Source organism: Fluctibacter halophilus, from assembly GCF_020687825.1.
In the GTDB taxonomy this organism is placed as follows: Bacteria; Pseudomonadota; Gammaproteobacteria; order Enterobacterales; family Alteromonadaceae; genus Fluctibacter; species Fluctibacter halophilus.
The window spans coordinates 486,234-506,389 of the sequence record NZ_JAJEWP010000002.1 but is presented as its reverse complement, the minus strand read 5'-3'; the positions used below and the strand labels follow the sequence as shown (position 1 = coordinate 506,389).

The 20,156-nt window shown below is 53.2% G+C and carries 19 protein-coding genes; 3 read left to right on the top strand and 16 right to left on the bottom strand.

Features of this window, described 5'->3' with window-relative positions; translation table 11 throughout:
* Positions 1–14: 14 nt before the first annotated feature.
* From LJ739_RS11065 to LJ739_RS11050, 4 genes are all read right to left on the bottom strand, one after another.
* Entirely contained in the window at positions 15–1,586 is a 1,572-nt protein-coding gene (locus tag LJ739_RS11065; protein WP_229160457.1) for an ABC-F family ATP-binding cassette domain-containing protein, read from the bottom strand.
* A gap of 452 nt (positions 1,587–2,038) precedes the next feature.
* Positions 2,039–2,476, bottom strand: a complete 438-nt coding sequence (locus tag LJ739_RS11060) for a MarR family winged helix-turn-helix transcriptional regulator (RefSeq protein ID WP_229160455.1) — start codon at positions 2,474–2,476, stop codon at positions 2,039–2,041.
* A gap of 177 nt (positions 2,477–2,653) precedes the next feature.
* Positions 2,654–4,009 carry a serine hydrolase domain-containing protein gene (locus LJ739_RS11055; RefSeq protein WP_229160453.1) on the bottom strand — a complete coding sequence of 452 codons (1,356 nt, stop codon included), beginning with the start codon at positions 4,007–4,009 and terminating at the stop codon, positions 2,654–2,656.
* 189 nt (positions 4,010–4,198) lie between these two features.
* Positions 4,199–4,915, bottom strand: a complete 717-nt coding sequence (locus LJ739_RS11050; RefSeq protein ID WP_229160451.1) for a helix-turn-helix transcriptional regulator — start codon at positions 4,913–4,915, stop codon at positions 4,199–4,201.
* Positions 4,916–5,037: 122 nt separating this feature from the next.
* On the opposite strand from LJ739_RS11050, the gene LJ739_RS11045 reads away from it, so the two are divergent.
* On the top strand, positions 5,038–5,427 hold the full coding sequence (locus tag LJ739_RS11045) for a VOC family protein (protein ID WP_229160449.1): 390 nt from the start codon (positions 5,038–5,040) through the stop codon (positions 5,425–5,427).
* Positions 5,428–5,478: 51 nt separating this feature from the next.
* Here the strand turns inward: LJ739_RS11045 and LJ739_RS11040 are convergent, their stop codons facing one another.
* From LJ739_RS11040 to LJ739_RS11025, 4 genes are all read right to left on the bottom strand, one after another.
* A complete protein-coding gene (locus LJ739_RS11040; protein ID WP_229160448.1) occupies positions 5,479–5,886 on the bottom strand; it encodes a GNAT family N-acetyltransferase in 408 nt (135 codons plus the stop codon).
* Positions 5,887–5,894: 8 nt separating this feature from the next.
* A complete protein-coding gene (locus LJ739_RS11035) occupies positions 5,895–6,368 on the bottom strand; it encodes a DUF1203 domain-containing protein (RefSeq protein WP_229160446.1) in 474 nt (157 codons plus the stop codon).
* Positions 6,369–6,456: 88 nt separating this feature from the next.
* Positions 6,457–6,861, bottom strand: a complete 405-nt coding sequence (locus LJ739_RS11030) for a hypothetical protein (protein ID WP_229160444.1) — start codon at positions 6,859–6,861, stop codon at positions 6,457–6,459.
* Positions 6,862–6,958: 97 nt separating this feature from the next.
* Complete coding sequence (locus LJ739_RS11025) at positions 6,959–7,753, bottom strand: putative porin (RefSeq protein WP_229160442.1); 795 nt, start codon at positions 7,751–7,753, stop codon at positions 6,959–6,961.
* Between the two features lie 245 nt (positions 7,754–7,998).
* Between LJ739_RS11025 and glpQ the strand changes: the two genes are divergently transcribed.
* On the top strand, positions 7,999–8,991 hold the full coding sequence (gene glpQ, locus LJ739_RS11020) for a glycerophosphodiester phosphodiesterase (RefSeq protein WP_229160440.1): 993 nt from the start codon (positions 7,999–8,001) through the stop codon (positions 8,989–8,991).
* 1 nt (position 8,992) lies between these two features.
* Here glpQ and LJ739_RS11015 read toward each other — a convergent pair whose 3' ends face one another.
* Positions 8,993–9,862, bottom strand: coding sequence for a flagellar protein MotY (locus tag LJ739_RS11015; protein WP_229160438.1), 870 nt, complete (start codon positions 9,860–9,862; stop codon positions 8,993–8,995).
* A 181-nt stretch (positions 9,863–10,043) separates the two neighbouring features.
* Here LJ739_RS11015 and rnt point away from each other — a divergent pair, with 181 nt between their 5' ends.
* On the top strand, positions 10,044–10,715 hold the full coding sequence (gene rnt / locus LJ739_RS11010; RefSeq protein WP_229160437.1) for a ribonuclease T: 672 nt from the start codon (positions 10,044–10,046) through the stop codon (positions 10,713–10,715).
* A 66-nt stretch (positions 10,716–10,781) separates the two neighbouring features.
* Here rnt and purF read toward each other — a convergent pair whose 3' ends face one another.
* From purF to LJ739_RS10975, 7 genes are all read right to left on the bottom strand, one after another.
* On the bottom strand, positions 10,782–12,302 hold the full coding sequence (purF, locus tag LJ739_RS11005) for an amidophosphoribosyltransferase (protein ID WP_229160436.1): 1,521 nt from the start codon (positions 12,300–12,302) through the stop codon (positions 10,782–10,784).
* A gap of 15 nt (positions 12,303–12,317) precedes the next feature.
* Positions 12,318–12,806 carry a CvpA family protein gene (locus LJ739_RS11000; RefSeq protein ID WP_229160435.1) on the bottom strand — a complete coding sequence of 163 codons (489 nt, stop codon included), beginning with the start codon at positions 12,804–12,806 and terminating at the stop codon, positions 12,318–12,320.
* A 107-nt stretch (positions 12,807–12,913) separates the two neighbouring features.
* A complete protein-coding gene (locus LJ739_RS10995) occupies positions 12,914–13,513 on the bottom strand; it encodes an SPOR domain-containing protein (RefSeq protein ID WP_229160426.1) in 600 nt (199 codons plus the stop codon).
* Entirely contained in the window at positions 13,514–14,776 is a 1,263-nt protein-coding gene (gene folC / locus LJ739_RS10990) for a bifunctional tetrahydrofolate synthase/dihydrofolate synthase (RefSeq protein ID WP_229160425.1), read from the bottom strand. It lies immediately after the preceding gene.
* A 7-nt stretch (positions 14,777–14,783) separates the two neighbouring features.
* On the bottom strand, positions 14,784–15,632 hold the full coding sequence (gene accD, locus LJ739_RS10985) for an acetyl-CoA carboxylase, carboxyltransferase subunit beta (RefSeq protein WP_229160424.1): 849 nt from the start codon (positions 15,630–15,632) through the stop codon (positions 14,784–14,786).
* Positions 15,633–15,750: 118 nt separating this feature from the next.
* The gene (truA, locus tag LJ739_RS10980) at positions 15,751–16,572 is read right to left on the bottom strand and encodes a tRNA pseudouridine(38-40) synthase TruA (RefSeq protein ID WP_229160422.1); all 822 of its coding nucleotides are present in this window, start codon (positions 16,570–16,572) and stop codon (positions 15,751–15,753) included.
* A gap of 100 nt (positions 16,573–16,672) precedes the next feature.
* Entirely contained in the window at positions 16,673–20,083 is a 3,411-nt protein-coding gene (locus LJ739_RS10975) for a FimV/HubP family polar landmark protein (protein ID WP_229160421.1), read from the bottom strand.
* Positions 20,084–20,156: the final 73 nt, after the last annotated feature.

The following is a 20,156-nucleotide window of genomic DNA, read 5'->3' as shown; positions in this document are numbered from 1 at the left end:
GGTTGGCCCACCCGTCACTGCATAATGTAGTGCCGATTCACACCCGCGTCGTTGGCAAAGTCATGGTCATGGCTGATGACGATGAAACCTCCACGATATGCTGACAAGGTGCGGGCTAACACGTGTTTAGCGTCTAGGTCGAGGTGATTATCAGGCTCATCCAGCAGCAAAAAGGGCTGCTGTGGTTGATGGCCGACGATGAGCATCGCCAATTTCATCTTTTCGCCGCCACTGAGCATTTCACCCAATCGATACACACTGTCACCACGAAACCCGATACCTGCCAGCACCGTCCGGGCGTCGATTTCGTTGAGCCCATCGCACTGTTGCAACAGGTTTTCCAGCACCGAAAGCGTGGGTCGCACCGTACCGAAATGCTGTTCAAGGTAATACAGTGGCTTGCTGACTTGCAGCTCCCCCCGCTTAAGCCTTAACTCACCCAGCAGGGTTTTTAACAGAGTCGACTTGCCACAGCCGTTGTTACCGATCAGGTGAATTTTGTCATCACCATGCACGTGCAGTGTCACGGGTTGGGCATTGCCAAAACACATGACACCTTCCAGCACAGACGCAACGCGGTGACCTCTTCCAGCGCTGTTTTGCAGATACAGGGTCTGGCTTTTCAGCTGTTCTGTTTGGGCTTTTAAGGCTTGCCGGGTCCTTTGCAGGTCGGTCTGTCGACGTCGCTCCCCCTTAACACGCTGTGACGCGCGTGCCGTTGCTCTGTCTTTCATGCTGTCAGTCAACACCTTGGGCTGGCTGCCGTCATTACGCCGCTTTTTGCCCTGCGCCGCCCGTTGTTCGGCCTTTTCCCTGTTGCGCTGCGCTTGCACCTGCAGCTTTCTTTTCTGCTTCTCAACGCTGACCAGCTTTCGCGCCATCGCGTCCAATTCCGTTTGCTTGTGCCGGGCATAAGCATCGTAATTGCCACCGTATTGACTCAATCCAAGGCCGGACAGCTCCCAGATTTCGTCCATCTCCCGCAGTAATGCACGGTCATGGCTGACCAGTAAAATAGCGCCGTTAAAGGCCTGCATAGAGGCAATCAACCATTGTTTTCCCGCTGTATCGAGATGGTTGGAAGGTTCATCGAGGATCAACAGGTGCGCTTCGCGTTGGAACAATTGCCACAGCTGTAACCTGGCCAATTGACCGCCACTGAGCTGCGCGCAGGGAAAATCCAGATCCGCGGGTAAGCCCAGTTCAGTCAGTTGCTGCGTGAGTTGCATGGGCAAATCCCATTGTTCACCGATAACATCGAACCAATGCGGCGCGCAATCGCCACGCTCAACCTGTTTTAGCGCTACAAGCACATTCTCCACGCCCAAAAAGGCGCCAATCGACCGCTTATCGGACAACAATTGTCGCGGCTGCTGACGATACACCGACAATGATGGAGGGCGCATTACGGCACCCTGTGAAGGCTGTTTCTCGCCACTGAGCAGCGCTGCGAGGGTCGACTTTCCAACCCCATTGCGGCCCACGAGCCCAACGCGGTTTGCCGCCATCGTGCATGACACCTGCTGAAACAGCATGTCGCCGTTGGCAAATTGATAACTGATATTGTTAGCCTGTAATACGGGCATGATGCGTCTCCTGTAAGACAGGGACAACAGCCGTAGCGAAACAACGATTCAAATGACATCAAAACAGACGATGTCAATCATCTGAATTTTGAGTGCAAGCTTTTGATATGAAAGAAATATCTGAAAGTGCACTACGCCTACTAACCCTGTGGATCCAAAAAATGAAGGTATGGATGACAGGCTTAGTTGTTCATGTCGGCGCAAGCTCCTGAAGAAGATTGACGGCAGAATAAACCATTGCTCATTGATTGGTCAAGGGAGCGAAGGCAACGCAACAAGCCAGCAGCGGCGGTTCCCGTTGTTCAGGCAATGCCATGTCGTTACCCAAACAAGCCCCGATTGGATTCGACAGGGCACAGGCTGGCTATTCACCGTTTTGGTGCTTAGAGCAACGGTTCCCGTTCAAAAAATAATGAATGAATGGATACCTTTTAGCCTCATTACCTTCGCTTTTAGTCACCATTGGCGTAAGCGCTCTGCCCCAGCTTCAACAGCATGGATTTCAATGCTGCCTTTTCTGCATCAGAAAAGCCGGACAGTAGAGATTGCGCCAGTGTAAACCGATGGGTGGTAATGTCATCAATGAGCGTCTTCCCTTTTGAGGTCAAAACAATCGGCTTTGAACGCTGATCGTTGTCTGCCTGCACTCTCTTGACTAACTTCTTTTTAATCAATCGGTTGATACAAGATGTTAGGGCACCAGACGTGATACGCACTTCCTCCAAAAGCCGAGCAGGAGTGACAACGTAAGGCGTACCCTGTCGTCTTGCACAGGCAAGCACATCATGCTCAGACTGCCCTAAGCCAAAGGATTTCAGTGCCTTCAGGCCGATGGCGTCTAAGTTAGCGGCAACCCCAATTATGCCACCAAGCAACGTGGCGTCGGCCACGGGCAGATCAGGACGTGTCTCACACCACTGTTTCTCCGCTCGGACCAACAAATGGGGAACTTGATTAAGCTTGTTGATAGTACGCTCCGATAGTCTGCATGGCGGAAAGCGAGTATAAGCAAAATCTTAGGTTGCACAAAACCCCATTACCTTGTGTTAAACCGCACTGGGCGCAGATTATTTGTCTTTTCTACCTTCCAATACATTGTCATTCATCGTGATCCGCATAATGTTGTTGTCGAAAGATACTTGCATCTCATCGGTATAGGTCAGCCCCAGCACTTGGTCGCTTTTTTGCGCCATTAGCTCATCATTTAGAAACAGCTTTCCCTCAAAAGCCTGAAGGCGAATAATTGGGTCGTCGATACCCAGTTGGGTAAGGACTGCTTCCTGTTCAAAACGATACTTCCCCAAGTGTGCATTGTAGTGCTCCGCCCGCGCCAGAGCCCTGGTATCTGGCACGGCTACGGTCTGCCCTAGCGATAGCCTGTAAAGATCACCCAGCATCCTTAATATTGGCGTATTCCCCCAGTTCGAAGTAATGGCGACAAAGCGATCTGAGGTAGAAGATTGAATCATCACACTCTTGCTGCCATATCCGCTGCCAGCGGCAAAATATAGTGTGTCATCTCCCGCCTTTTTTATACTCCAGGCATACCCTTCATATTCTGTCTCTGAGGACTTCACGTGTTGTTTAAATAGCAGCTTGGTAGAGGCTTCAGACAAAAGCTCTTTATTTTTGAGTGCGGAAACAAAGACATGCAAATCTGAAGGCGTGGAATAAAGTCCTCCACCCGCATTGTCCCCCATGTGCTTGCTACGTTGAGCAGATTCGATTCCGTGACGAGAAAACCGGTAAGGTACCGCCTGATTTTCAATCACCTGACGGGAATGATAAACACCCGTGTTTTTCAGCCCCAACGGCGCAATGATCAGTGAAGTAATAACGTTGGCATAATCGTCTTGCGTAACGCGTTCAATAATAGCACCCAACAACACTATTCCGGCATTTGAGTACTCGTAGCGTTCACCGGGCGTAAAGAGCAGCGGCAAATCGTTGATGTAATGCTTTATCTGTTGTTCAAAGGACAACGCTTCATGGGCCTGCACCCCTGATTCTCTTGGTAGACCCGAAGTATGTGTCAACAAGTGATGGACCGTCACTTTGTCTTTCCATTCAGCAGTAAGTGAAGGCAGGTATTCTCCGACCGAAGCGTGCAAATTGACTTTGTTTTCTTCGTTTAACATAAGCACAGCAACTGCGGTAAAAGTTTTGGATATCGAATTGATCGAGTTGCGTGTTTCTGGCGTGTTTGGAATGGCAAAGCTTCGATTGGCTTGACCGTAGCTTTTCTCAAAAATTCCCCCGTTTAGGCCAACCACTTTTACCGTGCCGCTGAAACCGTAAACCCCATGATAAGCATTGAGTAATTCGTCGTATTTATTCAGGCCGGATTCGGTGGCGATAGTTGTTGTACTGACAAAGATGCCTTGCAGTAGTAACCACAGCAAGATTGTTGATTTGTATCGCATACGCTTTGTATCCATTGTTGCACCGCCATTAAATTATCTTTACATAAAGATAAACACAACAAGGGCATTAATAAACAAAGGATTTCAAGAAAAATGTTTCAGAATTTATCAACCGAGTGCGAAGGCATTGAAGGCGTCAGCGCCTGTTTAAATTCGTGGCGATCCGCTTCTCGCTCATACCGCTCGCTATCATGTCCCACAGTCGTTGGCCCTGGCGGCGGCTTGTTTTTGCTCAACCCGCTTTAAGTAAGTCGCCAGACTCTTGTCTTTTTCATCGCTGAAGCGTTCATTCAGGCGGGTAAAGTCACTGATTCGGTCGAGGCGAAAGTTGCGGAAATCCTGCCGAAGCTCACACCAACTTGCCAGCAACCACACGGGACTGAAGGAAATCAGCGCCAGCGGCCGCACCGTTCGGCGGGTCAGTTGTTCATTCAGGTCAAGGTAGGCCATCGACACCCGCTGCTTGCGACGGATGCATTCGCGCACCTCGGTAAAACTCACCTGCCAGGGAATTTTATAGTGGCTAGGCGCGGAAAAGGTGCTGATTTGGGTCAGCTCATGGATCATCGGTGCCGACAGGGTTGCCTGGATTTTGCGGTAGGCACTTTGCGCTTTCTGCGCGAAGGATTCGTCCGTCCAGTTGCTGACCATGCCAATGCCCAGTGCGATGGCTTCAATCTCATCGGCATCAAACATGATCGGTGGCAGGTGGTATTGCTTGTCAATCACATAGCCTACCCCCGCTTCGCCGGTGATGGGCGTGCCACCGTCAATCAAATCCTGAATGTCACGATAGATGGTGCGCGGGCTGACCTCAAACGCGTGTGCCAACACCTCTGCCGTGACGGCCTGGTGCATTCGGCGCAGGTAATGGACGATTTCATTCAGTCGTTCAGCTTTACGCATAGGGAAGGTCCGGGTCGCTCAAGGGTGAATTGCAGTGTAGGTAAACACTACTGACACCTATTGTCAGTAGTCAATGGCTAACATGTTTTCGCTGTCATTCATCACTTAAAGGAGAACAGACAATGATTGGCTATGTAACCTTAGGCACTGCAGATTTAAACCGCGCCAGCGCATTCTATGACGACTTGCTGGGCAGCATCGGGGCAAGCCGCTTTCTGGAAGAGCCGGATTACTTTATCGCCTGGGCCAAATCACCGGAGCAGTGCTCACTGGCAGTGACCCTGCCATTCAACAAGGAGCCCGCCACGGTCGGTAACGGCACCATGGCAGCGGTTGCACTGGAAACCCCTGAGCAGGTTGACGCCTTCTACCAGAAAGCCCTGGGATTGGGCGGTACCTGTGAGGGCGCGCCGGGCTTTCGCCCAGAAGGGGCTACGTCAGGTTTTTATGCCGGCTATTTCCGAGACCTGGACGGCAACAAGTTGAACGCCTTCTGCATGGTTGGCGAATAAGCGAAGTCATGGCGCTGGAGCACGGACACGTCCTGTACCGGCGCTTTTTTCTTAGACAACAAACCGGCACATGCCCCGACCCAGCGATTCACCGCACCGCTCAACGAACTGATACTTGCGATAGAACCCTTCTTTGCCCTTGGCGGCAAACAACCCTACGGTAGCCCCTGGCCGACAGGCCGAAGTCAGATACCCGTTAATGTGCTCCATCAATGTATTGCCCAAACCCGCGCCCTGATGGTCGGGGTGCACAATCACATCCTGTACGTAAAAATACATCGCCCCATCGCCAATCACCCGGCCAGTGGCAATCAATCTGCCTGTTTCATAGGCGCACACCCAGTACAAGGTAGCGGTGATGCTCTGCGCCAGAATGTCCAGATTCGGATTGGTCCAGCCCACGGTACTGCGCAAACGGGCAAAACTGGCGGCCTCCGGTGGCGTCTGTTGAATACGCATTGGCACGGTCAAACGCGCTGCACGGCGCAGCTAAAGCAGCCAGGACTGGCGTAATGCAAATGGATATAGCTCACCGCCGGATTCTCAAACTGCTGATGCAGACGTGTTTGTAGATCAGTCCCCTGAGCCATGTCATGGCCTACCATCATGTTCTCGGCATCGTAGGCACGCACTGACAACATCCGGTGGTGCAGCATTTGCGGCACTTCATTCACAGCCGGACTTGCGGTTTGGGCAAACTCCCGCACCAGTATTGTCCCCATCGCGCGGTAGGCAGAGTCCACATCGTGATGCCAGTAGGGCATAAACAGAACACGCTCGCCAACCTTGGCATCCTGCAATGAGACCCGACAGGGGTATCCGGGCGACTCATCAACCACCATCCATCGGGCATGGCGGGCCAACAATTCGTCGTCGGACAGAGTTTTTAACCCCTCAAATATGTTGCTGTGTAGCGGAACAAATTGGAAGTCATTGATCATAAAAAGAATTACCTCACTAGCACGGTGAACGGGGTCAAACCGCCAATTGTTAATCTCAGTTCAGGAAAAAGCAATCACTGCCCCACGATCAGTTTTCTGCGCTTTTCTTGTTACCCACAAATGCCAGGCTGATCAGTGCAGGAAAGATTAGGCCGCGCAGATACGACAACGGATGTCGGTCATGGGTAAACTCAAGCGGAAGGTCACCGAAATGTGCCCAATACTGGGTTGCTATCAGCGCTGTAATCCCTGCCCACATGCCCGTCAATGCTATGCGTTGCCCCGGCAACACCGCCAATAAACTGAATACGATTACGCCACGGCAAAGTAACTGAAGATGATCAAACATTGTCAGTTGTGATGCCGAACCCGCGACATAACCAGCATATAGCAGGTTGCTGTGATAGAAGATCAACAACCCCGCCAGAACAGCAATCAACGCCCGCCTTGCCCACAGAACGTACGGGGCTTGCATTCGGGATGACGTGTTCATCTTGCTTTCCTAAATAATACCGGCGCTCAGTGCGCCGGTAACCTGGTAAAAAATGCACAGCGTAAGGACACTGCGCAATCGCGTTTCAGCACATCGATCAGAACTGATAGCTGGCGCTGGCCATCCATGCATTGTCTGCATAGTCACTGTCGGTATAACTCAGACGTGCAGAGAGGTTCTGATTCAGGTAGTAGTTGACGTTCAGTGAAACCAAATCGTCACTGCCCACCGCGCCACCCACACTGAGGTGTTGATCAAAGTAATAGTCGCCGCCGACGAAATAGACATCATCGCCGTGTTTGATCAAGTCGACACCGGCGCGCAAGGCCAGAAAACGGCCGTTGGCCAGGGGCGTGAAATACTTACCCGACAGCGAATAGTTGTCTGTTTCGGTCACTGTGCTTGCTTCAAAACCGATGTAGCTGTCACCGTTTAAATCGTGCTGATAGCGGGCGCTCAAGGCAACATTGTCATCGTCGGTGTCGAGCAGACGGGCGCGGAACTGCAACTGGTTGTTGACCCGGTAGCCCAGCATCACGGTTTTGTCTTCGCCGCTAACACCGTTTTGATCGGTATAGCTGGCGCCCACAATCACGTCGCCAATAAAAGCCTCGCCAGTGATGCCTTTGAATGAGTAGCCTGCATCCACGTCAAGGTATTGGGCGCCGATGAAGGACTCATTGATCATGTAATTAAATTCAGCGTATGGGCCCAGTGACTGGCGGGCGGTAAAGAAATGCTGCGCAGACAGGCTGTTGACCTTGACGGTATCACCATTGGCCCCGTCTCTGCTCTGGTGGGACGCGGATAAAAAGGTGTTGTAGTCATTGGCAAGCGCGGGCGCTGCACTCAATACGGCCAGGGCGGCCGCCAAAGAAGCGATTTTTTGCATGTGTGTTTTGTCCTGATTGATTGGATGTCCTTATGACCGCGGTATTACACAGGAAATATCTGTAAGTGACTGTATTTAAATGTATAAAAGTGTATTTTTAATGCGCCGAATGGTCTCACAGGCGGGACAGAATGCCTTGTCGGGGGCTTGGCGCATTGGCTGGAGTAAAGAGGTGATACTGCCTCGTCACACGGTTGTCATCCTGCTAAGGTAGCGTGACGCTTTTTGCTGTTTTAAGGATGATCATGCGCTTGCTACCTTCCCTCGCCACCACCGTACTGTTGAGCACATCTTTACTGGCTCAGAGCAACCCACTGGTGATTGCCCACCGGGGCGCATCTGGCTACTTGCCCGAACACACGCTTGCAGCTGCCACACTGGCTTATCAACAAGGGGCTGATTATCTTGAACAAGACCTGGTGCTGAGCAAGGACGGCGTGCCGGTGGTGTTACACGACATTCATCTCGACACGGTGACCAACGTGGAGCAGGTCTTCCCGGGCAGGCACCGTGCAGATGGTCGTTATTACGTGATTGATTTCACCCTGGCGGAACTCAAACAGCTGCATGTGCATGAACGCCAATCGGTCGATGGCCAACAGGTGTTTCCCGACCGCTGGCAGGGTGTATCACCCTTTACCATCGCCACCTTTGAAGAGCACCTGGCGCTGCGAGATCAGCTGCAACGTCAGTTGGGTCGTACCGTGGGTATTTATCCAGAGATAAAGTCCCCCGCCTGGCACCGTGAGCAAGGTCAGGACATCAGTTCTATCGTGCTGTCGATACTGCGCAAGCACGGTCTCGACAATGCCTCGGCACCGGTGTTTATTCAGTGTTTTGATTTTGCTGAGACTCAACGTCTGCGTCGCGATCTTGGGGTAAAGGCCAAACTGGTACAACTGCTGGGTGAAAACGACTGGCAGGAATCTGCCACCGACTATGACAGATTAAAAACAACCGAGGGGTTAAAACGCATCGCCGAGGTCGCCGATGGGATCGGCCCCTGGCTGCCGCAGATTGTGGATGTGAACACCCTCGCCCCGACCGGGCTTGTCAAAGCAGCCCATCAACAGGGTCTGGTAGTGCATCCGTATACCTTCCGGCTGGAACAACTGCCACAGGGCCTGGACGCAGCACAAACCCTACACCTGTTGTTTTCTAGCTTACAGGTTGATGGTGTGTTCAGTGACTTCCCTGACGTTGCGGTGGCTCATCGGGATACGCTCAGCGACGACTAACTCAGGGTTTGGCCAGACGCACGACGACGCGGCGGTTTTTGGCCCGGTCCATCGCATGGCTGTTGCCGGCAACATGCCGGCGCTCGCCGTGGCCGGTGACTTCGATACGTTCGGGATCAACCCCCATCTGTTCAAAGTAGTTCTGGATTGCTTCTGCCCGGCGGATAGACAATTGCAGGTTGTTCCAGCGACCACCGTAGCTGTCTGAGTAACCGTCCAGTAATACCAGTTCCATGTCGGTATCTTCTTTGAGGTATTCTCCGATCATGTTCAGGCGTTTCTGCGAGTATTTGGTCAGCTCAGTGCTGTTTTTCTGATAGCTCAGAACGGTGTAGGCGATATCGTCAAAATTAAACGGCAGCAAGTTTGCCACGCAGTTTACGAAGGCTTCATAGGTAGGCGCAAAATTACTCGCGTTCAGGCCGACGGCGACCTTGTCATAGGGATTGTACCAATCGGCATAATACACCGTTGGCCAGAAGCCTTTTTCCAGTTCAGACAACATGGTCCAGGCTGCCTGCTCAGGCAGATCGCCATTAAACTGTTTGCGCAGCGACATATCGGCGATTTCCCGCTGCCCTTCACCGGGCATCCACGCCGGCGGTACCGAATACACCGCTGCCACCCCGTAGGTTTTGGGCAGACGCAGCATGTCCAGTTCAAATTCCATGTTCAGTTGCTTAGATGCCATGCTGGTAAACAGTGCATTCCCATAACCAGGAATGGGATGAGACAGGGTACATTGCAGGCGGCTTTGCTCGCTGAGTTTCCAGGACGAAGACGGTACGTCCGCCGCATAGTGCCGCAACCCCGCAAATGCCAGGTTAGGAATTACCAGAATAAGGGCCAGTAGCCACCGAGTCTTGAACATGTCAACGCCCCCACGCGAAACATTCGATCGTTATTTTCGTTTTAAAGACATCCATTGAAGGCGCCTCATGGGTTGTATCGGCCGCTCAAGGCAAAGGTTTAACCCTGCGCCTTGCTGCGACTGGATTAGGTCGTCAATAGTTGACATAATTGCCGCTTTGCTTCGCCATGCCAAGGATACCATGTCTGACACAACCCCCAGCCTGAACCGCCGATTTCGTGGCTACTTTCCTGTCATCGTAGACGTTGAAACCGCCGGATTCAATGCCCAGACCGATGCTTTACTGGAATTGGCTGCGGTCACTACGCGGATGGACGAACAGGGCTTTCTGTGTCCGGACAAGACCTTTCACTACCACATAACCCCATTCGAAGGGGCTAACCTTGAGCCAGCCGCGTTGGAATTCAATGGCATTGATCCCCACTGTGCATTGCGCGGTGCGATCCCTGAAACCGAGGCCATGAAGGACTTGTGCAAGCAGATCCGCAAAGCGCAGAAAGCGGCCGACTGCCAACGTTCGGTGATCGTGGCGCACAACGCGTCTTTCGACCAGGGTTTTGTTAACGCCGCCATCGAACGTAGCGCCATTAAACGCACGCCGTTTCACCCATTTGTGTCCTTTGACACCACATCGCTGGCCGGACTGGCCTTTGGTCAGACCGTATTGGTCAAGGCCTGTCGCGCCGCCGGTATTGCGTTTGACCAGAAAGAAGCCCACTCCGCACTGTATGACACCACCAAGACCGCAGAGTTATTCTGCACCATCGTCAATCGATGGCAGGCGTTGGGGGGCTGGCCGGTGATTGAGCCTGACGCCAATAACGACAATAACGAGACGGCCGCGACCAAATAACCCGGCCCCAAAAACCAAAAACGCCGCTGTTTCAGCGGCGTTTTTCATTCAATCAACAGAGCATCACTACTGGTCACTGTCGAGGTTGTGCATTTCCAGATTGCTCAATTCAGTCTGTACACTGCTAACCGCATTCTTCTCACCGCGGGCAGTGTCGATGCGCTCCAGATAGGCCTGATCGACGTCTCCGGTGATGTAGTTGCCGTCAAACACCGACGTTTCAAAACGGGTAATCGACGGGTTCTCTTCGCTTACCGCGTCTACCAGATCCTGAATGTCCTGGAAAATCAGACCGTCGGCCTTGATCAGATCACAAATCTCATCGATGTCACGACCATAGGCGATCAACTCATTGGCACTGGGCATGTCAATGCCGTACACGTTGGGGAAGCGAATTTCCGGCGCTGCCGAGGCGAAGTACACTTTCTTAGCACCGGATTCACGGGCCATTTCAATGATCTGTTCTGACGTGGTACCACGCACAATCGAGTCATCCACCAACAACACGTTTTTGTCTTTGAATTCCGACGAGATGGCGTTCAGTTTGCGGCGTACCGATTTACGGCGCATGGTCTGGCCCGGCATGATAAAGGTACGGCCGATGTAGCGGTTTTTCACATACCCCTGACGGTAAGGCAGGTCCAGCTCCTGGGCGATTTGCAGCGCCACATCCATGGAGGTCTCAGGAATAGGGATCACCACGTCGATGTCCATGTCAGCCCATTCTCGAGCGATTTTCTGCCCTAGCTTGCGACCCATGTTTACCCGTGACGCATACACAGAAATACCATCAATGAAGGAGTCCGGACGGGCGAAGTAAACAAATTCAAAAATACACGGTGCGTGAGTCGGGTTTTTCGCGCATTGCTGGGTATACAGATGACCGTCCTGGGTGATGAACACCGCTTCGCCGGGCGCCACATCGCGCTCGAAGGTAAACCCGGCAGCATCCAGCGCCACACTCTCCGACGCCACCATGTATTCGTCACCTTGCTCGGTCTTACGAATACCCAGCGCCAATGGGCGAATACCGTACGGGTCACGAAACGCCACAATACCGCAACCAATTACCGCAGCAACCACGGCGTAAGCGCCGCTGATCTTATCGTGTACCCGCGAAACCGCCGTAAACACGTCTTCCGGATGCAGTGTCAGGCCAGAACAGGTTTGCAGTTCGTGAGCAAAAATGTTGAGCAACAGTTCGGAGTCACTGGTGGTATTGATGTGACGGCGTGCAATGCGGAACACTTCATCCTGAAGCTCATGGGCATTGGTCAGGTTGCCGTTGTGGGCAAACGCAATACCAAACGGTGAATTGACATAAAACGGCTGCGCTTCGGCGCTGCTGGACGTTCCGGCGGTGGGATAGCGTACGTGGCCAATACCCATGTTGCCGGTCAGGCGTTGCATGTGGCGGGTATGGAACACATCGCGCACCAGGCCGTTGGCTTTGCGCAAATGAAACATTCCCTGATCAACGGTGACAATCCCTGCGGCATCCTGTCCACGGTGTTGTAACACCGTTAATGCATCATACAACCCCTGATTGACAGGGCTCTTAGCAACAATTCCGACAATACCACACATGCAAAATACCTATAATTAAGCGGGTTTCAAAAAACTGGAGTTGTTCTGCAAGTACTCGAAGAACATCTCAATAATGGGTGTAAATTCCGGGATCAACACCGACGTCTGCCACCATTGTGACGACGCCGCTGTGGTAAAGGTATCCATAAAAAACAACGCCGCGGCCACAATCAGGCCGCCACGGATAAGGCCGAACACACTGCCGAGTGCGCGATCAGTGCCGCTCAGCCCGGTGTATTGCACCAACTGGGCAATCAAATAATTGAGCAATCCGCCCAAGATAAGGGTTGCAACAAACAGCAAGGCGATGGCAACGCCATTTCGCACCATGGGATCCTGAAGCTGTGTCAGCAGAGTGGCCACGTCGGCATAAAATTGACTGGCGATGAAGAAGGCGGCGAACCAGATCGCCAGAGACAGCGCTTCCTTGATAAAGCCCCGTACAAGGCTAATCACTGTGGAGAGGAGAATAACACCGAGTATGGTGAAGTCTATCCAGTTCATGAGCGCGTTCTGTGTATCCTTGCAGCCGCAGGTATTAATCCTCGGGTGCGTCGGGTTGCAGATGAAAACGCGCGCATTCTACCAGACAAGGACCGAAAAGCCAGCCCTCATTTTACCGTAAAGGGAGTAATCCGACCTTGCAGATTGGTCAGTTCTTTGAGGTGTGGTACGGCTTTTTCGAGGTTTTCTTTTTCCAGATCCGGGCCGACAAAAACCTTGGTCAGTTCACCCGTGCTGGTCTTAACCGGGCGACTAAACGCACGGTATCCGGCATCTTCGAGTTTGTTCAGTAACTCGCGAACATTGGCCTTGTGACGGAAAACCCCCAGTTGCACAACCCAGCCCGCGCTGCTGAGTAACTTGTCGGATTCAGTGTCGACCACTGTTTCCTGCTCCAGGGACGTATCGACAATGGCGGAAGCCGCGGTTTCTACCGGCGCTTCGGATTGCTGTGCAGCAGCAGGCTTTGGATCATCGTCCGCCTCATCGGCAACAATTTCCACTTGTCGCTGACTGTTCTCAGCCACACGCTGGGATGGGAACTGCTCAGCATCGATCACTGGCTTGGTTGCCGGACGGGCAGGCACTTCCACAAACAGATCCTTGTTGGACTGTTTTTTACCATCCAGGATACTGGGCAGGAAAATCACCGCCAGTGCCACCAGCACCATGGTGCCGACCAGTCGATTCAATAACACGTTTGACAACTAGTGTTCTCCTTGCAACACGGCCGCTACGGTAAAAAACGACCCAAACACCACAATAGTATCATCGGGTGCAGCCTCTGATCGAGCCGCCTGATAGGCCTGCTCAACGGAGGGATAGCATAACACGCTTTGTTGTCCGACCAGTACCTCTTTGAGCTGTTCAGCCTTGGCGCCTCTAGGCACGGATAGATCCGCCAGATACCAGCTAGGCTGACTGACCAGGAAGGGAGCCAGGCTGGCCCTGCTGTCTTTGTCGCCGAGCATCCCCACTACCAGGTGCAAACGCCCCGAGTGTCGCTGTTGCAATTGTTGCCACAGCAAGCCGGTTGCCTGAGGATTGTGCGCAACATCGACAATCACGCGGGGGCGTTGGTCGATTTCCTGAAACCGGCCTGGCAGATGGGTATCCTGGATAATTTGTCGGGCTTGTTGGGTGGTCAGGTCTGGCAGACACAGGCGCAATACTGTCAATGCAGTTGCTGCGTTTTGCAGCGGGATAGCGGGTTCTGGCAAGTCGTCAAAGTGACAGTCTTCACTGACGTAGTCCCAGCGACCACCCTGTCGTTGCACGTGGAAGTCTTTTCCCTGCCACTGTGCGCTGCCATGTAGTGTGTTTACCGCCTGTTCAATGCTGGGTGGTGGATCAAGTTCGCCAATCACCATTTGTTGATGCGGACGCAATATGCCAGCTTTCTCTCGACCAATGCCATTGCGATCACTGCCCAGCCAATCCTGATGATCAATGTCGATGGTGGTGATCACGCCGATGTCAGCATCAATGATATTAACGGCATCCAGTCTTCCGCCAAGACCAACTTCCAGAATGGCAGTGTCAACCTTGAGCTGGTCAATCAGATACAGGGCCGCCAGGGTGCCAAATTCGAAATAGCTCAGCGACACCTCACCTCGCGCAGCTTCAATGGCAGCGAAGGCATCACAATGGGCTTGTTCATCACACCACTGGCCATTGACGCGCACCCGCTCGCGATAATCGAGAAGATGGGGGGAGCTGTATACGGCAACCTTCTCTCCGGCCAGCATCAATCCCTGCTCAATCATCGCGCAGGTCGTGCCCTTTCCATTGGTTCCGGCAACGGTGATTACCCGACGCTGGTCAAAGCTCAGATCCAGGCGCTGCGCTACCTGACGCACCCGCTCCAGGCCTAAATCGATTGCGCTGGAATGGATGCTCTCAATGTAGCCGAGCCACTGGCTGAGCGACCAGGCTGAGGTATCAGCCTGGTGGGTATCGGTGGGGATCATAAAGGTATCAGGCGGCAGGTCGGTGCAGTTTGCTCAGCAGACCATGCAAACGATCGCGCATCTCGCGGCGATCAACGATCATATCAATGGCGCCTTTTTCGAGCAGGAACTCACTGCGCTGAAAGCCTGGCGGCAGTGTTTCACGCACGGTCTGCTCAATGACACGGGGGCCGGCAAAGCCAATCAAGGCTTTCGGTTCGGCGACATTGATGTCACCCAACATAGCCAGACTGGCAGACACACCACCCATGGTCGGGTCGGTCAGTACCGAAATGTACGGTAGACCTTTGTCACTCAGTTTGGCCAGCGCCGCACTGGTTTTGGCCATTTGCATCAATGACAACAGCGCCTCTTGCATCCGTGCACCACCACTGGTGGAGAAGCAAATCAGCGGCACATTGTGCTCCAGACATGCTTCCACGGCTTTGACGAAGCGAGCACCGACCACCGACGCCATCGAACCGCCCATGAAGGAGAATTCAAACGCCGCAACTACCACGGGCATGCCTTTGAGCTTGCCCTTCATGACCACCATGGCATCTTTTTCGTTGGTGCTTTTCTGTGCCGCAACGATGCGGTCTTTGTAACGTTTGGAATCCTTAAATTTGAGGATATCTTTTGGCTCAAGGTCGGCACCAATTTCGCTACGCTCGCCCTGGTCAAGGAACGCATTGATCCGGGCACGGGCGGTCATTCGCATGTGGTGACCACACTTTGGGCACACTTCCTGTAACTTTTCCAACTCGGTTTTGTACAATACCGCACTACATTCACCGCACTTGGTCCAAATGCCCTCAGGGACATTACTCTTGATGGACGATTGGGTGCGAGGCAGTATTTTTTTGATCCAACTCATTGATTATTCCTGTGTTCTGATCGGTTTTTCACCCGTCGGTTGTCATTTCGACAAAATTGGCGTCATTAAAGCATAGATTGTGCACGGGGCGAAAACAAAACTGGTCTTAGAAGTGCAGTTACTCGTCTGCCAGGAACAACGGCCCTAATGGCAACCGGGGTAAGCCGAACCCTTGCGGATAAGTAACATCCACCAGGTACAAGCCGTTGGGCTTGGCCGTCGCCGCTGCAATCGTGCGATCCCGGCTGGCCAACACCTCAGCCATCCATTCAACCGGTTGATCACCGCAACCAATCGAGAGCAGTGAACCGGTAATGTTCCGTACCATGTGATGCAAAAAGGCATTGGCCTGTATGTCCAGAATGACGTATGGGCCCTGCCGCTTTACTGACACCCGGGTGACATTGCGATACGGGGTTTTTGACTGACAGATTGCGGCACGAAACGCGCTGAAGTCATGCTCACCCACCAAACACTGGGCGGCTTGGTGCATACGCTGTTCATCCAACTCTTGGTGGAAGTGGGTAACCCCTCGGGTCAGAATGCCGCCGCGTAATCTGTTGTTATAAATAATGTAGCGATAGCGCCTCGCAGTGGCCGAAAAGCGTGCGTGGAAATCCTCACTGACCGGCATTGCCCACTTCACGGCAATACTGTCCGGCAGGTTGGCATTCATGCCCAGCGTCCAGGCGCGCATCGGCCGACTGGCCGGCACATCCACATGGATCACCTGTCCGGTAGCATGGACACCCGCATCGGTTCTGCCGGCACATTGCAACTCCACCGGTGTCGCAGCGATCTGGCTCAGCGCCTGCTCCAAAACCTGCTGTACGCCCACCACCTCGCGCTGACGCTGCCAGCCATAGTAGGAGGCTCCGTCATATTCAATGCCCAGGGCAATACGGTGAAAAGCTTCAGGTTTGGGTAAGGTATCAGACATGCTTATGAGTGACTCCGATGACGAAAAATGCGCGCAAGTGAACAACCGTTAACGGCGCGCATTATGCATCAAAGCACTGCATAGGCAAACCCCAGCGCCCCTACTCTGGGGGCTGGTTGTCCAGGCTGGCCAGCAATTCGCGCGCTTCACTTGCCGCATCGTCATCAGATTGTGCGATCAATTCTTCGAGCAACTCTTTGGCCGCTTCGATGTCATCAATCTCTATGTATGCACGGGCCAGATCAAGTTTGCCACCCAAGCCTTTGTCCGAATCAACATCGATGGCATCAGCATCATCGCTGGCACCGGTGTAATTTTCCAGCGCCACGTCCAAATCAAGGGGTTTCTCGTCAAGGTCGTCCGCTGTATCGTCCATGCTTTCGTTGAGCAGTGCGTCAACATCGAGGAAATCGTCGTCTGACTCGATCTCTACCGGCGATTCTTCAGTAGCTTGTTCGGCGTCTTCACTGAGCAAGGCTTCGATGTCCAGCCCCGGATCGTCCAGTATCGCATCAGCGCTGTCGTCTTTGCTGTCTCGCTCTGTTTCATCTTCCAGAGATTCGAGCATCTCATCGAAGTCTTTGCCTTCGAGTTCTTCGATGTCACTGTCATTATTGCCTTCCGACAACCAATCGCCCAGGCCCGGCAGATCATCCAACTCATCCATGGACTCGCTGTCCACAGAGGAGGCATCGACATTGTCGTCTGGCTCAACCAGATCTTCCAACGCCTGTTCAAGTTCGTCATCGTCAAAATCGTCAATCGTACCGATGTCTTCGAGGCTGGGAATATCGTCATCCAGCGCGGATTCGGGTTCACTTGGCAGCGCTTCGCTTTCAAACTCCGCCAACGCTGCATCCAGCTCATCGTCACTGGCGACCTCTGGTGCTGCCGCGTTATCGCCGTCTTCAGCACCGTCCAGGGCTTCCAGCATTTCATCCGCCGAGCTACCGACCACTGACAGGTTGTCGTCGCCGTCCTCCTGAAGGTCGGATTGGGCGTCAGACACCGCCTCGGCGTCGACTTCAGGCTCTAACTCTGGCTCCGGCTCAGGTTCTGGCTCCGGCTCAGGTTCTGGTTCTGGCTCAGGCTCTGGCTCTGGCTCAGGCTCAGGCTCCGGTTCAGGCTCTGGCTCAGGTTCTGGCGCTGGCTCAGGTTCTGGCGCTGGCTCCGGTTCTGGTTCTGGCTCAGGTTCTGGCTCAGGTTCTGGCGCTGGTTCAGGCTCTGGCTCTGGATCAGATTCTGGCTCTGGCTCTGGCTCAGGCTCAGGCTCTGGTTCTGGCTCAGGTTCTGGCTCTGTTTCTGGCTCTGGCTCAGGTTCTGGTTCTGGCTCTGGCTCAGGTTCTGGCTCAGGTTCTGGCTCAGGTTCTGGCTCTGGCTCTGGCTCAAGTTCGGGTTCTGGACTGGTTACTTCTGCGCTCTCGACATTGAGTTCATCCAGCACATCATCGATATCCGCTTCAACCGGCTGTTCACTCTCTTCTTCAATGGCTGTTTGTCCAGCGGATTCAGATGCACTCTCTGCGGATTCCTGCGATGGCATGTCAGCCAGCAGCGCATCATCATCGTCTGTCTCTTGTGCGGCCGGACTTGGCGAAGGTGCCGTCGCGGGCATCTCGGCCAGTAACGCGTCTTCGTCGAATTCGTCGACATCCTCAGCCAAATCATCCAGGGTCTGGATCCCGTGTTGCACATCTTCAGGTGCGACATCAGGGGTCTGTTCGTCGTCGCTGTCCATATCGAGCATATCGCCCATCATTTCCAGCTGTTCGATTTCGTTCAGTAACTCATCGGTGATGTTGTCGAGTTCCTGATTCTGCGTTGCAATTTCTTTATCTAACTGCTGCAGGGTTTCTTCGCTCAGGGTCTCTTCACCGTCAACCGTGATCCCCTCAGGTACCTCAGGTTCAGGCTCATCAAGCAATTCATCAATACTGATTTCCGGCTTTTCGTTGTCATCTTCAACGATCGGTTTGGCAGGCGGCTCTTCACTGGGGGCATCCCCGGTGGGCGGCTCAGCTTTGATCTCCGCCATCTCTTCGGCGTCGGCTACCGCCTCAGCGGACTCTGATTGGGCCGGTTTTTCAACCTCAGTCTCGGCGGCACTGGGCTCTGCTGTTTCTTGCTGCTCCACTTCATCCAACAGGCCATCGATATCATCTTCTTCGAGCAACTCATCCAGCTCAGCATCAGCCTGTGATTCAGCGTCTGACGCTGCTTCATCTTCATCAAGCTCGGACAAGTCAATCTCATCCATGCTTTCGCCCATGTCGGTCAGCAGGTCATCGTCTTCATCAAACAAGTTGTCCATGTCATCCTGACCCAGCACGGCATCACCGGCTTCAAACAACTCATCGTCGTCAACATCCAATCCGGCATCTTCTTCACCGGCGTCCAGCATTTCGTCGCCCAGATCATCAAACGATTCCAACTCTTCATCTAGCGCTTCATCCAGCGACTCTTCGAGCTCTTCGGACAACACATCGTCGAGCAAATCGTCTTCGCCGAACAAATCATCGCTGTCTTCGTCCGTCAATTCGCCTGATAATTCATCGCTCAGTGCGTCGGATAAATCGTCCAGCTCCGCCTGACCTTCGGCCATCGGTAGTGGGTCAACAACCGCTTGTTCTTTCAGTTCTGAGGGTAGATTGGCGCCGCGACGCTTCAGCAACCAGACTGCCAAACCACCCAGCAAGGACAGGGTCAGTACCACCGAACCCGCAATGAGCACCATCGGGTCATTGAACAGGCTTTGCTGCTGTGCTTCTAATTCCGCTTGCTGGCGGGCTTGCTGCTCGCGCGAGATGGCTAACAGCTCATTCTGCAACACCAACATCTGATCAATCTGGGTCTGGATTTCGTCATCGACCCGGGTACGAAGGCCGTTGATTTCCTGATTCACGCCGTCCAGACGTTCGTACACCTTCTGGTTTTCTTCCAACAAGGTCTGCACGCTCTGGATCGAATCGGCAAATTGTTGCCGTATTGCCTGAAATTGGCGATTTTGTTCCGCATCGATTGCGCTCAGGCGCTTTTCCAAATCTTCCTTGGTTTGGGTCAGATCTTCTTTACTGGCAGCATTTTCCGGCACACTTTTCGGCTTGCTGGCTGTTGCAGCACCGGACGAAGTGGCAGGCGTAAACGCAGCTATCGCTTGTTCTACCTGTTGCTGTGCCTCTTGAGCATCAAGCCGGGCGACATAACGAATAGACGGCAACTTGAGGATCGCACCGTCCTTAATTTTGTTGATGTTGTTGTCTTCAAACGCGTCTGGATTGAGGGTGTGAATGGCGTGCATGATCTGATACACGCTAACGGGCCGGTTCTGACGATAGTCACTGGCAATCCGCCACAAGGTATCCTGTGAAGTAATGGGGCCATAGGTGTTGCCAGAAAACTGAGAATCTGCCGATTTGGGGCCTTTGATCTGGATTTGCTGAGCCATTGCCGGCTCGACCATGGCGAGACTGCATACAGCCAATACCAGCAAAACAACCTGTCTCACATTCATAGATTTATTCTTCGTCGTCCCAATCGTCTGATGTCATTGCCGATTACCATCCTGACCGGCGTTCATCGGGCTG

Bases quoted from the DNA above. Each gene is read 5' to 3' on its own strand.
- LJ739_RS11045 (WP_229160449.1), top strand. From the start codon at position 5,038: ATGATTGGCTATGTAACCTTAGGCACTGCAGATTTAAACCGCGCCAGC.
- LJ739_RS11025 (WP_229160442.1), bottom strand. From the start codon at position 7,753: ATGCAAAAAATCGCTTCTTTGGCGGCCGCCCTGGCCGTATTGAGTGCA.
- accD (WP_229160424.1), bottom strand. From the start codon at position 15,632: ATGAGTTGGATCAAAAAAATACTGCCTCGCACCCAATCGTCCATCAAG.
- LJ739_RS10975 (WP_229160421.1), bottom strand. From the start codon at position 20,083: ATGAATGTGAGACAGGTTGTTTTGCTGGTATTGGCTGTATGCAGTCTC.
- LJ739_RS11050 (WP_229160451.1), bottom strand. From the start codon at position 4,915: ATGCGTAAAGCTGAACGACTGAATGAAATCGTCCATTACCTGCGCCGA.
- purF (WP_229160436.1), bottom strand. From the start codon at position 12,302: ATGTGTGGTATTGTCGGAATTGTTGCTAAGAGCCCTGTCAATCAGGGG.
- LJ739_RS11035 (WP_229160446.1), bottom strand. From the start codon at position 6,368: ATGATCAATGACTTCCAATTTGTTCCGCTACACAGCAACATATTTGAG.
- glpQ (WP_229160440.1), top strand. From the start codon at position 7,999: ATGCGCTTGCTACCTTCCCTCGCCACCACCGTACTGTTGAGCACATCT.
- LJ739_RS11030 (WP_229160444.1), bottom strand. From the start codon at position 6,861: ATGAACACGTCATCCCGAATGCAAGCCCCGTACGTTCTGTGGGCAAGG.
- LJ739_RS11055 (WP_229160453.1), bottom strand. From the start codon at position 4,009: ATGCGATACAAATCAACAATCTTGCTGTGGTTACTACTGCAAGGCATC.
- truA (WP_229160422.1), bottom strand. From the start codon at position 16,572: ATGTCTGATACCTTACCCAAACCTGAAGCTTTTCACCGTATTGCCCTG.
- rnt (WP_229160437.1), top strand. From the start codon at position 10,044: ATGTCTGACACAACCCCCAGCCTGAACCGCCGATTTCGTGGCTACTTT.
- LJ739_RS11000 (WP_229160435.1), bottom strand. From the start codon at position 12,806: ATGAACTGGATAGACTTCACCATACTCGGTGTTATTCTCCTCTCCACA.
- LJ739_RS11015 (WP_229160438.1), bottom strand. From the start codon at position 9,862: ATGTTCAAGACTCGGTGGCTACTGGCCCTTATTCTGGTAATTCCTAAC.
- LJ739_RS11065 (WP_229160457.1), bottom strand. From the start codon at position 1,586: ATGCCCGTATTACAGGCTAACAATATCAGTTATCAATTTGCCAACGGC.
- LJ739_RS11040 (WP_229160448.1), bottom strand. From the start codon at position 5,886: ATGCGTATTCAACAGACGCCACCGGAGGCCGCCAGTTTTGCCCGTTTG.
- folC (WP_229160425.1), bottom strand. From the start codon at position 14,776: ATGATCCCCACCGATACCCACCAGGCTGATACCTCAGCCTGGTCGCTC.